The 13,616-nt window shown below is 70.2% G+C and carries 12 protein-coding genes; 8 read left to right on the plus strand and 4 right to left on the minus strand.

What is annotated here, in order from left to right:
* Nucleotides 1–83: 83 nt before the first annotated feature.
* The 7 genes from rhaI (at nucleotide 84) to JEQ17_RS07090 (ending at nucleotide 9,213) form a co-directional block, all read left to right on the plus strand.
* Entirely contained in the window at nucleotides 84–1,244 is a 1,161-nt protein-coding gene (rhaI, locus tag JEQ17_RS07060) for an L-rhamnose isomerase (protein ID WP_200394401.1), read from the plus strand.
* 172 nt (nucleotides 1,245–1,416) lie between these two features.
* Complete coding sequence (locus tag JEQ17_RS07065; RefSeq protein WP_200394402.1) at nucleotides 1,417–3,456, plus strand: bifunctional aldolase/short-chain dehydrogenase; 2,040 nt, start codon at nucleotides 1,417–1,419, stop codon at nucleotides 3,454–3,456.
* A 43-nt stretch (nucleotides 3,457–3,499) separates the two neighbouring features.
* On the plus strand, nucleotides 3,500–4,939 hold the full coding sequence (locus JEQ17_RS07070; protein WP_200394403.1) for a rhamnulokinase: 1,440 nt from the start codon (nucleotides 3,500–3,502) through the stop codon (nucleotides 4,937–4,939).
* Between the two features lie 166 nt (nucleotides 4,940–5,105).
* Nucleotides 5,106–5,861 carry a (Fe-S)-binding protein gene (locus JEQ17_RS07075; protein WP_200401355.1) on the plus strand — a complete coding sequence of 252 codons (756 nt, stop codon included), beginning with the start codon at nucleotides 5,106–5,108 and terminating at the stop codon, nucleotides 5,859–5,861.
* Nucleotides 5,862–5,910: 49 nt separating this feature from the next.
* A complete protein-coding gene (locus JEQ17_RS07080) occupies nucleotides 5,911–7,392 on the plus strand; it encodes a LutB/LldF family L-lactate oxidation iron-sulfur protein (RefSeq protein ID WP_234048111.1) in 1,482 nt (493 codons plus the stop codon).
* Nucleotides 7,389–8,036 carry a LutC/YkgG family protein gene (locus JEQ17_RS07085; protein ID WP_200394404.1) on the plus strand — a complete coding sequence of 216 codons (648 nt, stop codon included), beginning with the start codon at nucleotides 7,389–7,391 and terminating at the stop codon, nucleotides 8,034–8,036. The genes JEQ17_RS07080 and JEQ17_RS07085 overlap by 4 nt, the downstream gene beginning before the upstream one ends.
* A gap of 22 nt (nucleotides 8,037–8,058) precedes the next feature.
* The gene (locus JEQ17_RS07090) at nucleotides 8,059–9,213 is read left to right on the plus strand and encodes a betaine/proline/choline family ABC transporter ATP-binding protein (RefSeq protein ID WP_200394405.1); all 1,155 of its coding nucleotides are present in this window, start codon (nucleotides 8,059–8,061) and stop codon (nucleotides 9,211–9,213) included.
* Nucleotides 9,214–9,259: 46 nt separating this feature from the next.
* Here the strand turns inward: JEQ17_RS07090 and JEQ17_RS07095 are convergent, their stop codons facing one another.
* The 4 genes from JEQ17_RS07095 to JEQ17_RS07110 all read right to left on the minus strand — a co-directional run bounded on the left by JEQ17_RS07095 (nucleotide 9,260) and on the right by JEQ17_RS07110 (nucleotide 12,524).
* Entirely contained in the window at nucleotides 9,260–10,171 is a 912-nt protein-coding gene (locus tag JEQ17_RS07095) for a hypothetical protein (RefSeq protein WP_200394406.1), read from the minus strand.
* 78 nt (nucleotides 10,172–10,249) lie between these two features.
* Nucleotides 10,250–11,185: an ABC transporter substrate-binding protein gene (locus JEQ17_RS07100; RefSeq protein ID WP_200394407.1), complete on the minus strand. Its 936-nt coding sequence runs from the start codon at nucleotides 11,183–11,185 to the stop codon at nucleotides 10,250–10,252.
* Nucleotides 11,182–11,847, minus strand: a complete 666-nt coding sequence (locus JEQ17_RS07105; protein WP_200394408.1) for an ABC transporter permease — start codon at nucleotides 11,845–11,847, stop codon at nucleotides 11,182–11,184. Before JEQ17_RS07105 ends, JEQ17_RS07100 begins: the two co-directional genes overlap by 4 nt.
* Nucleotides 11,844–12,524: an ABC transporter permease gene (locus JEQ17_RS07110; RefSeq protein WP_200394409.1), complete on the minus strand. Its 681-nt coding sequence runs from the start codon at nucleotides 12,522–12,524 to the stop codon at nucleotides 11,844–11,846. Before JEQ17_RS07110 ends, JEQ17_RS07105 begins: the two co-directional genes overlap by 4 nt.
* A 138-nt stretch (nucleotides 12,525–12,662) precedes the next feature.
* Here JEQ17_RS07110 and JEQ17_RS07115 point away from each other — a divergent pair, with 138 nt between their 5' ends.
* On the plus strand, nucleotides 12,663–13,586 hold the full coding sequence (locus JEQ17_RS07115) for a lytic polysaccharide monooxygenase (RefSeq protein WP_200394410.1): 924 nt from the start codon (nucleotides 12,663–12,665) through the stop codon (nucleotides 13,584–13,586).
* Nucleotides 13,587–13,616: the final 30 nt, after the last annotated feature.

Genomic DNA, 13,616 nt, shown 5'->3' on the forward strand with positions numbered 1-13,616 from the left:
GACCCTTGCGCTGCACGTCGTGCGGAAGTCGCGCTGAAGCCGTTCGGACCCGATGTCACAACCGAAGTCACAGGAGCCCTGAAGTGACCGAGCTTGCCGCGGTGAAGGCCGCCCTCAAGACCCAGGCAGTAGAGACGCCGTCATGGGCGTACGGGAACTCGGGAACCCGCTTCAAGGTGTTCGCGCAGCCCGGAGTCCCGCGCGATCCTTTCGAAAAGCTGGACGACGCCGCGAAGGTGCACGAGTTCACGGGCGCCGCGCCGACCGTGGCGCTGCACATCCCCTGGGACAGGGTCGATGACTACGCGGCGCTGGCGAAGCACGCCGAGGAGCGCGGCCTGAAGCTCGGCGCGATCAACTCCAACACCTTCCAGGACGACGACTACAAGCTGGGCAGCATCTGCCACCCGGACGCGGCGGTGCGCCGCAAGGCGCTCGACCACCTGCTCGAATGCGTCGACATCATGGACGCCACGGGTTCGAAGGACCTGAAGCTGTGGTTCGCGGACGGTACGAACTATCCCGGCCAGGACGACATCCGTGAGCGGCAGGACCGGCTCGCCGAGGGGCTCGCCCGGGTGTACGAGCGGCTCGGCGACGACCAGCGGATGCTGCTGGAGTACAAGTTCTTCGAGCCCGCCTTCTATACGACGGACGTGCCGGACTGGGGCACGGCGTACGCCCACTGTCTGAAGCTCGGGCCCAAGGCGCAGGTCGTCGTCGACACCGGGCACCACGCTCCCGGGACCAACATCGAGTTCATCGTCGCGACGCTGCTGCGCGAGGGGAAGCTCGGGGCGTTCGACTTCAACTCGCGGTTCTACGCGGATGACGACCTGATGGTCGGGGCAGCCGATCCGTTCCAGTTGTTCCGGATCATGTACGAGGTGATTCGTGGGGGTGGGTTCAGTCCGGATGTGGCGTTCATGCTCGACCAGTGCCACAACATCGAGGCAAAGATCCCGGCGATCATTCGTTCCGTGATGAATGTGCAGGAGGCCACGGCGAAGGCGCTCCTGGTGGACCGCGAGGCGCTTGTTGTCGCCCAGCGGTCGGGGGATGTGCTGGCTGCGAACGCTGTCGTCATGGACGCGTACAACACGGATGTACGGCCGTTGGTGGCCGAGGTTCGTGAGGAGCTGGGGTTGGACGCGGACCCGATGGCGGCGTATCGCCGCTCCGGGTGGGCGGAGAAGATCGCTGCCGAGCGGGTTGGTGGGCAGCAGGCGGGGTGGGGGGCGTGATCCCTGGGTTCCGTCCGCCTGGTGCGGGTCGTTGCAGGCCGCGGGTCGCATGTGGCTGGTCGCGCAGTTCCCCGCGCCCCTGAAAGACGGGGCGGTTCCCCTGCCCCGAGTCTGAACGGGCGCCCCACGCTCCCCATCAATACGTGTACTCACTCTTCTAAGGACTAGGAACATGGCACCCCATTCCGAAGCCGTTGCTCTGTTGGGTCGGTCGAATCGGCTTGGCGCTGATCCGCGGAATACGAACTATGCGGGCGGGAACACGTCCGCGAAGGGCATCGACACCGATCCTGTGACCGGGGGTGATGTGGAGTTGATGTGGGTCAAGGGGTCGGGGGGCGACCTGGGGACACTCACAGAATCCGGGCTCGCGGTGTTGCGGATCGATCGGCTGCTGGCGCTGAAGGACGTGTATCCGGGGGTCGAGCGCGAGGACGAGATGGTGGCCGCGTTCGACTACTGCCTGCACGGGAAGGGTGGGGCGGCTCCGTCGATCGACACGGCCATGCACGGGCTGGTGGACGCGGCGCATGTGGATCATCTGCATCCCGACTCCGGGATCGCCCTCGCCTGTGCGGCCGACGGGGAGAAGCTGACCGCCGAGTGCTTCGGGGACAGCGTGGTGTGGGTGCCGTGGCGTCGGCCCGGGTTCCAGCTCGGTCTGGACATCGCCGCCGTGAAGGAGGCGAATCCGCAGGCCGTCGGCTGTGTCCTCGGCGGGCACGGCATCACCGCCTGGGGCGACACGGCCGAGGAGTGCGAGCGGAACTCGCTGCACATCATCCGTACCGCCGAGGAGTTCCTCGCCGAGCGTGGGAAGGACGAGCCCTTCGGGCCGGTCGTCGAGGGGTACGCGGCTCTCGGCGGCGTCGAGCGCCGGGAGCGGGCAGCCGCCCTCGCGCCCGTGATCCGGTCGCTGGCCTCGCGGGACCGTCCGCAGGTCGGCCACTTCACCGACTCCGAGGTCGTGCTCGACTTCCTCGCGAGCGCCGAGCACCCGCGGCTCGCCGCGCTCGGCACCTCCTGCCCGGACCACTTCCTCCGTACGAAGGTCAGGCCGCTCGTCCTCGATCTGCCGCCGACCGCCGAACCGGACGAGGCGATCGCACGGCTCAAGGAACTGCACACCGAGTACCGCGAGGAGTACGCCGCCTACTACCAGCGGCATGCCCTGCCCGACTCCCCCGCGATGCGCGGCGCCGACCCGGCGATCGTGCTCGTTCCCGGGGTCGGCATGTTCAGCTTCGGCAAGGACAAGCAGACCGCGCGCGTGGCCGGCGAGTTCTACGTCAACGCGATCAACGTGATGCGCGGGGCCGAGGCCGTCTCGACGTACGCGCCGATCGAGGAGTCGGAGAAGTTCCGCATCGAGTACTGGGCTCTTGAGGAGGCCAAGCTCCAGCGGATGCCGAAGGCCAAGCCGCTCGCCACGCGGGTGGCGCTGGTGACGGGTGCGGGCAGCGGTATCGGCAAGGCGATCGCCGAGCGGCTGGTGGCCGAGGGCGCGTGTGTCGTGATCGCGGACCTGAACGCGGAGAACGCGGCCGAGGTCGCGACCGCGCTCGGCGGGCCCGACAAGGCCCTCGCCGTCACCGTGGACGTGACCTCCGAGGAGCAGATCGCCGAGGCATTCAAGGCGGCGGTGCTCGCCTTCGGCGGTGTCGACCTGGTCGTGAACAACGCCGGTATCTCCATCTCCAAGCCGCTCCTGGAGACCACGGCGAAGGACTGGGACCTCCAGCACGACATCATGGCCCGCGGCTCCTTCCTCGTGTCCCGCGAAGCGGCCCGGGTGATGATCGCGCAGGGGCTCGGCGGGGACGTCATCTACATCGCGTCCAAGAACGCCGTCTTCGCCGGTCCGAACAACATCGCGTACTCGGCCACCAAGGCCGACCAGGCCCACCAGGTGCGGTTGCTGGCCGCCGAGTTGGGCGAGCACGGGATCCGGGTCAACGGCATCAACCCCGACGGGGTCGTGCGCGGCTCCGGGATCTTCGCGGGCGGCTGGGGCGCTCAGCGCGCGGCCACGTACGGCATCGAGGAGGAGAAGCTCGGCGAGTTCTACGCCCAGCGGACCATCCTCAAGCGCGAGGTGCTGCCCGAGCACGTCGCGAACGCCGTCTTCGCCCTGACGGGCGGCGACCTCACGCACACCACCGGTCTGCACGTCCCGGTCGACGCCGGTGTCGCCGCCGCGTTCCTCCGGTGACGAACGTGACTCAGGAAGCGACAGCGAACCTCAGGAGGCGGCTGTGAAGTCGTACGCCGCGGTCGACCTCGGCGCGTCCAGCGGGCGCGTCATGGTCGGCCGCGTGGGCCCCGACTCGCTGGAGCTGACGGAGGCACACCGCTTCCCGAACCGGCCTGTGCGGACGCCCGAAGGGCTGCGCTGGGACATCCTCGCGCTGTACGCGGGCATCCTCGACGGGCTGCGCGCGGCAGGGCAGGTCGACTCCGTCGGCATCGACAGCTGGGCCGTGGACTACGGCCTGCTCGACGCCGACGGGGCGCTCCTCGGCAACCCGGTGCACTACCGCGACACCCGCACCCAGGGTGTCGCGGAGAAGGTGTGGGCCACCGTGCCCGCCGCCGAGCTGTACGCGTCGACCGGGCTCCAGTACGCGCCCTTCAACACCCTGTACCAGCTGGTGGCGGCCCGCTCGTCGTCCCAACTCGCCCACGCGAGCCGCCTGTTGCTCATCCCCGACCTGCTGGCGTACTGGCTCACGGGCGTGCTTGGCACGGAACTCACCAACGCCTCCACGACCCAGCTGATCGACCCGCGGACCCGTGACTGGTCGTACGACGTCGCGGAGCGCCTCGGTGTCGACCTGGGGCTGTTCGCACCCCTGCGGCGGCCCGGGGATCCCGCGGGGCTGCTCCGGCAGAGCGTGCTGGACGAGACCGGGCTGGCCGGTCCGGTGCCGGTGACGACGGTCGGCTCGCACGACACCGCCTCCGCGGTGGCCGCGGTGCCGGCCATGGGCGGCGAGCGCTTCGCCTACATCTGCACCGGCACCTGGTCCCTGGCGGGCCTGGAGCTGGAGGCCCCGGTCCTCACCGAGGCGAGCCGCGCGGCCAACTTCACCAACGAGCTGGGCCTGGACGGCACGGTCCGCTATCTGCGGAACATCATGGGGCTCTGGCTCCTCCAGGAGTGCGTACGGGAATGGGGGGACCCCAACCTGGGGGACCTTCTGTCGGCCGCCGCCGAGGTACCGGCGCTGCGGTCCGTCGTGGACGCGGGCGACGCCGCCTTCCTGGCCCCCGGTCGCATGCCGGCCCGGATCGCCGACGCCTGCCGGGATTCGGGGCAGCCCGTGCCCGAGTCGCCCGCGGAGATCACGCGCTGCATCCTCGACTCGCTCGCCCTCGCCCACCGCCGGGCCATCACCCAGGCCCAGGAACTGGCCGACCACCCGGTCGACGTCGTCCACATCGTCGGCGGCGGCACCCGCAACGCCCTGCTGTGCCAACTGACCGCCGACGCCTGTGGCCTCCCGGTGGTGGCGGGCCCGGCGGAAGCGGCGGCCCTGGGCAACGTACTCGTACAGGCCCGCACCCACGGCCTGGTCGCCGACCGCACCTCCATGCGCGAACTGCTGACACACACCCAGCAGTTGACCCGCTACGAGCCACGAACCCCCACAGGGGCATGGCAGGCGGCCGAGGCCAGGATCGCGGACCGATGACAAGAAATCCCGCCCCGGCACAGGCGCCCCAAAGGGGCGCGGGGAACTGCGCGCCCAGCCACAGACGACCATCAGCCGACAACCAACAGTCAGCGCACCTCATTCCAGCAAAGCCCAGCGCCGCGTAGGGTGCACTCATCCGATGATCGATCCCAAGGGAGCCGCGATGCGTGTCGCTCTGTTCCTGACCTGTGTCAACGACACGCTCTATCCCGACACAGGCCGTGCCGTGGTGAAACTGCTGACCAGGCTGGGCGTGGACGTCGACTTCCCGATGGCACAGACGTGCTGCGGGCAGGCGCACTACAACACCGGCTACCGTCACCAGGCCGAGCCGATGGCCCGGCATTTCTCCGATGTCTTCGGGGGGTACGAAGCGATCGTGACCCCGTCCGGATCGTGCGGCGCGATGGTGCGGGAGCTGTATCCGCGGATGGGCGAACGGGCCCGCGCCGAGGGCCGCGGGGACACCCTGGCGGCCACGCTCGCACCGGTCGTGCCGAAGACGTACGAACTCACGGAATTCCTGGTCGACGTGCTCGGGGTGACGGACGTGGGCGCGTACTACCCGCACACCGTCACGTACCACCCCACCTGTCACGGGCTGCGGAGCCTCGGGCTCGGCGACCGGCCGCGCCGACTGCTCCAGTCCGTCAAGGGACTTGAGCTGAAGGAGCTGCCCGGCGCGGATGAGTGCTGTGGCTTCGGCGGCACGTTCGCCGTCAAGAACTCCGATGTATCGGCGGCTATGGGCGCCGACAAGGTGCGCAACGCCGAGTCGACGGGCGCCGACGTGCTGTGCGCCGCCGACAACTCCTGTCTCATGCACATCGGCGGCACCATGACCCGGCTCAGGACGGACATGCGTCCGGTGCACATCGCGGAGATCCTGGCGAGCACGGAGGAGGAGCCCCTCGTATGAGCGGCACGTTCGTCGGCATGAACAGCCACAGCGGAGAGGAGCCGAGCGCATGAGCGGTGGGACTTTCGTCGGGATGCCCTCGTTCCCGAAGGCCGCGCACGAGGCCGTCCACAACCAGACCCTGCGCGGCAATCTGCGCCACGCCACCCACACCATCCGCGCCAAGCGCGCGAACGCGGTCGCGGAGGTCTCCGACTGGGCCGAGCTGCGCGAGGCCGGCAAGCAGATCAAGGACCACACGCTCCGTCATCTCGACCGCTACCTGGTGCAGTTGGAGGAGTCGGTCACGGCGGCCGGCGGCACCGTGCACTGGGCCGCCGACGCGGACGAGGCCAACCGGATCGTCACGTATCTCGTCAAGGCGACCGGCGAGAGCGAGGTCGTCAAGGTCAAGTCGATGGCCACACAGGAGATCGGCCTCAACGAAGCACTCGAAGCCGAGGGCATCAACGCCTACGAGACCGATCTCGCCGAGCTCATCGTGCAGTTGGGCAAGGACCGGCCCTCCCACATCCTTGTCCCGGCCATCCACCGCAACCGCGGCGAGATCCGTGACATCTTCGCGCGCGAGATGAGCGAGTGGGGCCGTCCGGCGCCCGAGGGCCTCACCGACACGCCCGCCGAACTGGCCGAGGCCGCCCGCCTGCACCTGCGCGAGAAGTTCCTGCGCGCCAAGGTCGGCGTCTCCGGCGCCAACTTCATGGTCGCCGAGACGGGCACGCTGGTCGTCGTGGAGTCCGAGGGCAACGGCCGGATGTGCCTGACCCTCCCCGAGACCCTGATCTCGGTCGTCGGCATCGAGAAGATCGTGCCGACCTGGCAGGACCTGGAGGTCTTCCTCCAGACACTCCCCCGCTCCTCCACGGCCGAGCGCATGAACCCGTACACCTCCACCTGGACGGGCACGACGGACGAGGACGGTCCCCAGACCTTCCATCTGGTGCTCATCGACAACGGCCGCACCGACACGCTCGCCGACGAGGTGGGCCGCCAGGCCCTGCGCTGCATCCGCTGCTCGGCGTGTCTGAACGTCTGCCCGGTGTACGAGCGGGCGGGCGGCCACGCCTACGGCTCGGTCTACCCGGGCCCGATCGGCGCGATCCTCAGCCCCCAACTCCGCGGCACCCAGAGCGAGATCGACGCCTCGCTCCCGTACGCGTCCTCGCTGTGCGGTGCCTGCTACGACGTGTGCCCGGTGGCGATCGACATCCCGGAGGTGCTGGTGCATCTGCGGGAGCGGGTCGTCGAGGGCGGCGTCGTGACCCGGGACGGCGCCAAGGTCGTGCTCAAGCCCGCGAAGGGGCATGCCGCCGAGCGGGCGGCGATGCGCGCGGCGCGATGGGCCTTCGGCCGCCCGGGCGCGCTGCGCACCGGTCAGCGGTTCGCGTCCCGGACCCGTCGTTTCCATCCGCGGACGCTGCCCGGGCCCGGCAAGGCGTGGAGCGAGACCCGGGCGCTGCCGACCGTTCCCGCGGAGCCGTTCCGCGACTGGTGGCAGCGGACGCACGGCGGAAAGGACGCTTCGAAGTGAGCAGCAGGGATCTGATCCTGGCCCGGGTGCGGCGCGCGCTCGCGGACGTACCACGGGACGACACGCCGTACGACCAGGCCTTCGAGCGCGGGTATCTGCGCGAGCACGGCGACCGGAGTGTCGAGCAGACGGTGGAGCTGCTGGCGGAGAACCTGGCGGACTACCGGGCGCAGGTGCACCGCAGTGACGCCGACGGACTGGCGGCGACGATCGCCGGGTTGCTGGCCGAGCGGGGTTCGACATCTGTCGTCGTACCGACGGGCCTGGACCCGGAATGGCTCGCGGCGACCGCCGTGACGCGGGTTCCGGACCGGCTCGCCGGTACCCCGGACGAACTGGACCGCGTCGACAGCGTCGTCACCGCGTGCGCGGTCGCGATCGCCGAGACCGGCACCATCGTCCTGGACGGCGGCCCGGACCAGGGCCGCCGCCGGATCACCCTGGTCCCGGACCACCACATCTGTGTCGTACGCGTCCCGGCTCAGGTCGTGTCCTCCGTGCCCCAGGGTCTTGAGCGCCTCGACCCGGCCCGTCCGCTGACCTGGATTTCCGGACCGTCCGCCACGAGTGACATCGAGCTCGACCGGGTCGAGGGGGTGCACGGTCCGCGCACCCTTGAGGTGGTGCTGGTGAGCGGAGAGTGACGGACGCGGTTAGCGTGAGGTCATGATCCGGTTCGAGCAGGTCACCAAGCGCTACCCGGACGGCACGACGGCCGTGGACGGCCTCTCGTTCGAGGTGTCCGAGGGCGAACTCGTCACGCTCGTGGGCCCGTCCGGCTGCGGCAAGACGACGACCATGATGATGGTGAACCGCCTCATCGAGCCGACGTCCGGCCGGATCCTCGTGGACGGCGAGGACATCGCGGCGGTGGACCCCGTGAAGCTCAGACGACGGATCGGATACGTCATCCAGCAGGTCGGCCTCTTCCCGCACCGGACGGTGCTCGACAACACGGCGACCGTGCCGACGCTCGTGGGCTGGAAGAAGGCGAAGGCCCGGGCGCGGGCCGCGGAACTGCTCGACCTGGTCGGTCTTGACCCGAAGACGTTCGGCTCGCGCTATCCGGACCAGCTGTCGGGCGGTCAGCGCCAGCGCGTCGGAGTGGCACGGGCGCTCGCCGCCGACCCGCCCGTGCTGCTCATGGACGAGCCGTTCGGCGCGGTCGACCCGGTGGTGCGCGAGCAGTTGCAGGACGAGTTCCTGCGGATGCAGGCCGCCGTGCGCAAGACGGTGCTGCTGGTCACGCACGACATCGAGGAGGCCGTCCGGCTCGGCGACCGCATCGCGGTGTACGGGCAGGGGCGCATCGAGCAGTTCGACACGCCGGGCGCGGTGCTGGGCACCCCGGCGACTCCGTACGTGGCCGAGTTCGTGGGCGCCGACCGGGGCCTGAAGCGGCTGTCGGTCACCGAGATCGAGCCCGACGACCTGGAGCAGCCGCCGGTCGCGCGCCTCGACGAGCCGGCCGAGCGGGCCGCCGCCCGGCTGAACGCGAACGGCTCCCGGTGGGCCGTCGTCCTGGACTCCGACGGCGATCTGCACGGCTGGGTGGGCGTCGAGGAACTGTCCGCGGGCGGCACGGTCGGTGACCTCGCCCACCGGATGAACTCCTGGGTGCCGGTGGGCGCCCCGCTGAAACAGGCCTTCGGTGTGATGCTCCAGCACGACGCCGGGTGGGTGGCCGTGCTGGAGGGCGCGCGATTCCTCGGCGTACTGACTCCCGCGAAGCTGCACGAGGCGTTGCGGCGGTCGGTGGACGCGGACGCCCTGGGTGTGGCGCGGGGTCAGGTGGAGTTCGACTCGGTGGCGGACGCCTAGCCACTGCCCTTGGGCGGACGCCTGGCCGCTCCTCCTGGGCGGACGCCTAACCGCTTCCCTTGCGCGAGGTGGCCCCTCGCCCGACAAGGCCGTACGCCCACCGCTCGTTGAACCCGGCCAGAAAGCCGATGGCGCCCCAGAACCCCCAGAAGGCGGTGCCCGCCGAGTCCGCGCGTCCCTCCGCGGCGCAGACGTCCGTGATGTCGGCGGGTACCTCGATCACGGTGACGAGACCGCTGCCGAGCAGGAGATAGACGGCGATCGCGAGCAGCCAGCCGAGGAAGACCCGGTGGACCCCGCCGCGCCGCATGGCGCGGGCCTGTTGACCGGGTGGGACCGCTTCTTTCGACCCGTTGGCCGGTCGCCGCATCAGCTGGTCACCGCTGTTGCGCAGCCGTGTCAGGACGCTGAGCACCGCCCCGAACGCCCCCGCTCCCCCACAGACGAGTGCGCCCAACAGGCTCCATCGGTCGGTGCACTTCAGCGAGACGTCACAGAGGACGAGCAGCTTCTCCCCCACCAGCAACGGCACGATCAGCAGGACCATCCCCAGCACGAACCCGCTGTTGAGACCGCGGTTGACAGCCAGCTCACCGTCCTGGTCGAGGCGGACCCGGATGCGCAGGATCTCCCGTTCCAGATACGCGGCCAGATACTTGTCGGGCTCCGGACCTCCCAGCCGTTGGTCGCGCAGGACGTTCCTCAAAACGCGCTGAACCGTGGTCCGCAGCGACTGCCTGGTCTTCTCCTCGAAGGCGCGCTGAGCTTCACCGTAGAGCGACTGCAGATGCAGCTGCTGCTCGGGAAACGATCTGCCGAACTGCACGTACGCGTCCCGCAGTTCGGGCTCCACCAGGTCCGTCAACCCCTGCGGATCGAGATCGGTGTCCGCCCCCTCGATCGTCTCGCACACTCTCTTCCGCCAGTCCCGGCGGCTTCCCCCGTTTTTGTCCCCCATGGAGTACCTGTACCGACGGGCGCCGGACGCGGGAACCCGGGCCACCGCTCCAGTACGGTCACCGACGTCACAGACCTGTCACTTGAGGAGTCCCTTGTCCTCCAGGTACGTACGCGCCACGTCCTCGGGCAGGCGGCGCCAGTTGTCGACCTGCTCGTTCATGGACGCGAGATCGGCAGTGGTGAGTACGGCGTTGAGGCTGTCCAGTGCCCCGGTCACGCCCTCGCTGCCCGCCCGGGAGCGGTTCACGACCGGCACGATGTAGTCGGCGTTCTGCAGATGCTTGTCGTCCGCGAGCAGGACGAGTCCGAACTCGTCGAGCGTCGCGTCCGTCGTGGTGGTGAGCACCATCTGGTCCTGGCCGTTCTGCACGGCCCGTTTCGCCTGCGTAGTTCCGACGCCCTTCGGGTCCACACCGGTGATGTCGATGCCGTACGTCTCCTTCAACCCCGGTGCGCAGTAAGGCCGTTGTACGCACTCGTCGCCCGCCGCGAGCCGTACTTCGAGGCCGGACCTCCCGAGGTCGCTCAGGGTCTTGAGGTCGTGCTCCCGTGCGTACTCTTCGGTCACCGCGAAGGCGTTCTGGTCGACCGCTCCGCCGGCGTCGAGGACGGTCAGCCCGCGCGGGGCGGCGAGCTTGCGCAACGCGGCCATCGTGGCCTTCAGGTCGGGCGAGCCGACGGCCGGCGCGTCCGCCCCGTTGGTCTTGGCGTTGAGCCAGTCTGCGAAGGTCGCCGCGTACTCGGCGACGACGTCGATCTGCCCGGACTCCAGGGCGGGTTCGTACAGTTCGCGGTTGGCGACGGTGAGCATCGACGTCTTGTAGCCGGCCCGGTTGAGCAGCAGGGCGTACATGGTGGCGAGCAGATCGCTCTCGGTGAAGCCGGCCGAGCCGATGGTCAGATGCCTGCTGTCGCCGGGTGACTCGGTGACCTCGCCCTGGGTCTCCAGCGACGGACCGGAGGCGCAGCCGGTCAGCAGGAGCAGGCCCGCGAGTGCGGCGCGCCGCCTCATCGCGCGCCCCTCTTGGGTGCCAGTCGCTCGGCCACCTCGAAGACCGCTTCGACGAGCAGCGCGAAGACCGCCACGAGGATGGCTCCGGCGACGACCTGGGGCGTACTCGCGAGGTTGAACCCGGCGGTGATGATGCGTCCGAGGCCGCCGCCGCCCGCGAGGGCTGCGATCGTGGCGGTGGCGACGAGTTGCACGGCCGCGATGCGCACCCCGTTGAGGATCATCGGCATGGCGAGGGGCACCTCGACCCGCCACAGCATCTGCCGCCCGGTCATGCCCATCCCGCGCGAGGCCCGCACTACGTCACGGTCGACCTCGCGCATCCCTACGTACGCGTTGGTGAGCAGCGGCGGCACGGCGAACAGGACGAGCGCGACGACCGTAGGGCCCTCGCCCCATTTGCCGATGGGGGTGAGGAGGAGCAGGACGAGGACGGCGAAGGTGGGGATCGCGCGGCCGACGTTCGAGATGTTGACGGCGAGCGCGCCGCCCTTGCCGAGGTGGCCGAGGACGAGGGCGACGGGCAGCGCGATCAGACAGCTGATGACGAGGCAGACCACGGTCAGCACGAGGTGCTGGGTGAGCCGGTGCCAGACGCCGTCGTCGCCCGCCCAGTGCGCGGAGTCGGTGAGCCAGTCCCAGGCGTCGGCCAGTGTGTTCACGCCCTGGCCGCCCGGGTCCACGGGGTGATGAGCCACTGAACCCCGAGCAGCAGCAGATCGGCGGCGACGGCGATGACGACACAGAGCACGGACGCGGTGAGGACCTGCGCCTTGAAGAAGGTGTTCATCCCCGAGTAGATGAGGTTGCCGAGCCCTCCGAAGCCGACGATCGCGCCGACCGTGGCCAGCGACACCGCCGAGACGGTGGCGATCCGCAGCCCGGCCATGGCGGCGGGCAGGGCGAGCGGCAGCTCCACGGTGAGCAGCAGGCGGATGGGCCCATATCCCATGCCTCGGGCCGCCTGCCGGGTCTCCTCGGGCACGGCCCGCAGTCCGGCCAGGATGTTCCGTACGAGCAGGGTCAGCGAATAGAGGACGAGACCGGCGACGACGAGGGCCTCCGACAGTCCGTAGACCGGCAGGAGCAGCGAGAACATGGCGAGCGACGGGATCGTGTAGAGGATCGTCGTCACGGCGAGCACCGGGCCCGCCGCCCAGCCCCAGCGGCGTGCCAGCACGGCCAGTGGCACGGCGAGGGCCAGCCCGATGAGGACGGAGAGCGCCGTCAGCTGGAGGTGCTGGCCGACCGCGTCGAGGAGGATGTCGCGGCGGGTGCTGAGGTATTCACCGCAGATCCACTCGTTGCGCGCGAGGCAGTCGTCCGGGGGCGCGGTCACGGCTCCATTCCAGCCGCGCGGGCGCCGGGTGGCGCGTATTGATCGCCCGTACGGGGGGTGTTGAACGGGTGTCGCGTGATCCCCGTATTTGTGGGGCAACGGGTCCGACCCGTTCGCCGTGCTAGGAGGACCCGACCCATGACCGCACACCGCACCGCCGCCCTCCTCGGGACGGCTCCGCTCCTGCTCGCGGTGTGGGCCGCCGGGCCCGCCGCCGCGCACGGCGCGCCGACGGACCCCGTGAGCCGGGTGGTGGCCTGTTCCCCCGGCGGGCAGCAGTCGCAGTCGGCGGCGTGCCGGGCGGCCGTCTCCTCCGGTATCGCGGCCTTCGACAATCTGCGCCTCGCGGGCGTCAACGGCCGGGACCGCCAGGTCGTCCCCGACGGCAAGCTGTGCAGCGGGGGCATCGCCGCCTACCGGGGTCTGGACCTGGCCCGCGCCGACTGGCCGTCGACCAGGCTGACCGGCGGGGCGGACATGACGCTCACCTACCGGTCGACGATTCCGCACACGGGCTCGTTCAAGCTGTTCCTTACCAAGGAGGGCTACGACCCGACGAAGCCCCTGACCTGGTCCGACCTGCCGTCGCAGCCGTTCGCCACGGCCACCGACCCTGCGCTCGTCAACGGCGCCTACCGGATCAGGGCCAAGCTGCCGTCCGACCGCACCGGACGCCATCTGCTCTACACGATCTGGCAGAACACGAGCACACCGGACACGTACTACTCGTGCTCGGACGTGGTCTTCCCCGCGGCGAAGGAGAACGCGGGGGCCGGCGAGGGCGGGACCGGCGTGTCCGAGCCGAAGAAGCCCGCGGCGACGCCGACGAAGGCCGCCCCCACCAAGGCAGCGGCCACGCCCACACCGTCGGAGGCCCCGGCCGATGCCACCAGTGCCCCGGTGGAACCGTCGGTCACCGTGACTGACGCGGCCGGCGAGGCGGTCTCCTCGCCCGGCTCCGACGACGACAGCCAGGCCCTGGCCCTGCCGCTCGTCGCGGGCGGCGCGGCCGGCCTGCTGATCACGGCGGGCGCGGCGTTCACCCTGCGCCGCCGCCGGTGAGAAGCCCGGGAACCGTGACTGATAGCCTGC

The sequence above is a fragment of the Streptomyces liliifuscus genome, from assembly GCF_016598615.1.
GTDB classification, from domain to species: domain Bacteria; phylum Actinomycetota; class Actinomycetes; order Streptomycetales; family Streptomycetaceae; genus Streptomyces; species Streptomyces liliifuscus.

Coding starts and splice junctions, on each gene's coding strand:
- JEQ17_RS07065 (WP_200394402.1), top strand. CDS start 1,417: ATGGCACCCCATTCCGAAGCCGTTGCTCTGTTGGGTCGGTCGAATCGG.
- JEQ17_RS07075 (WP_200401355.1), top strand. CDS start 5,106: ATGCGTGTCGCTCTGTTCCTGACCTGTGTCAACGACACGCTCTATCCC.
- JEQ17_RS07080 (WP_234048111.1), top strand. CDS start 5,911: ATGAGCGGTGGGACTTTCGTCGGGATGCCCTCGTTCCCGAAGGCCGCG.
- JEQ17_RS07090 (WP_200394405.1), top strand. CDS start 8,059: ATGATCCGGTTCGAGCAGGTCACCAAGCGCTACCCGGACGGCACGACG.
- JEQ17_RS07095 (WP_200394406.1), bottom strand. CDS start 10,171: ATGGGGGACAAAAACGGGGGAAGCCGCCGGGACTGGCGGAAGAGAGTG.
- JEQ17_RS07100 (WP_200394407.1), bottom strand. CDS start 11,185: ATGAGGCGGCGCGCCGCACTCGCGGGCCTGCTCCTGCTGACCGGCTGC.
- JEQ17_RS07115 (WP_200394410.1), top strand. CDS start 12,663: ATGACCGCACACCGCACCGCCGCCCTCCTCGGGACGGCTCCGCTCCTG.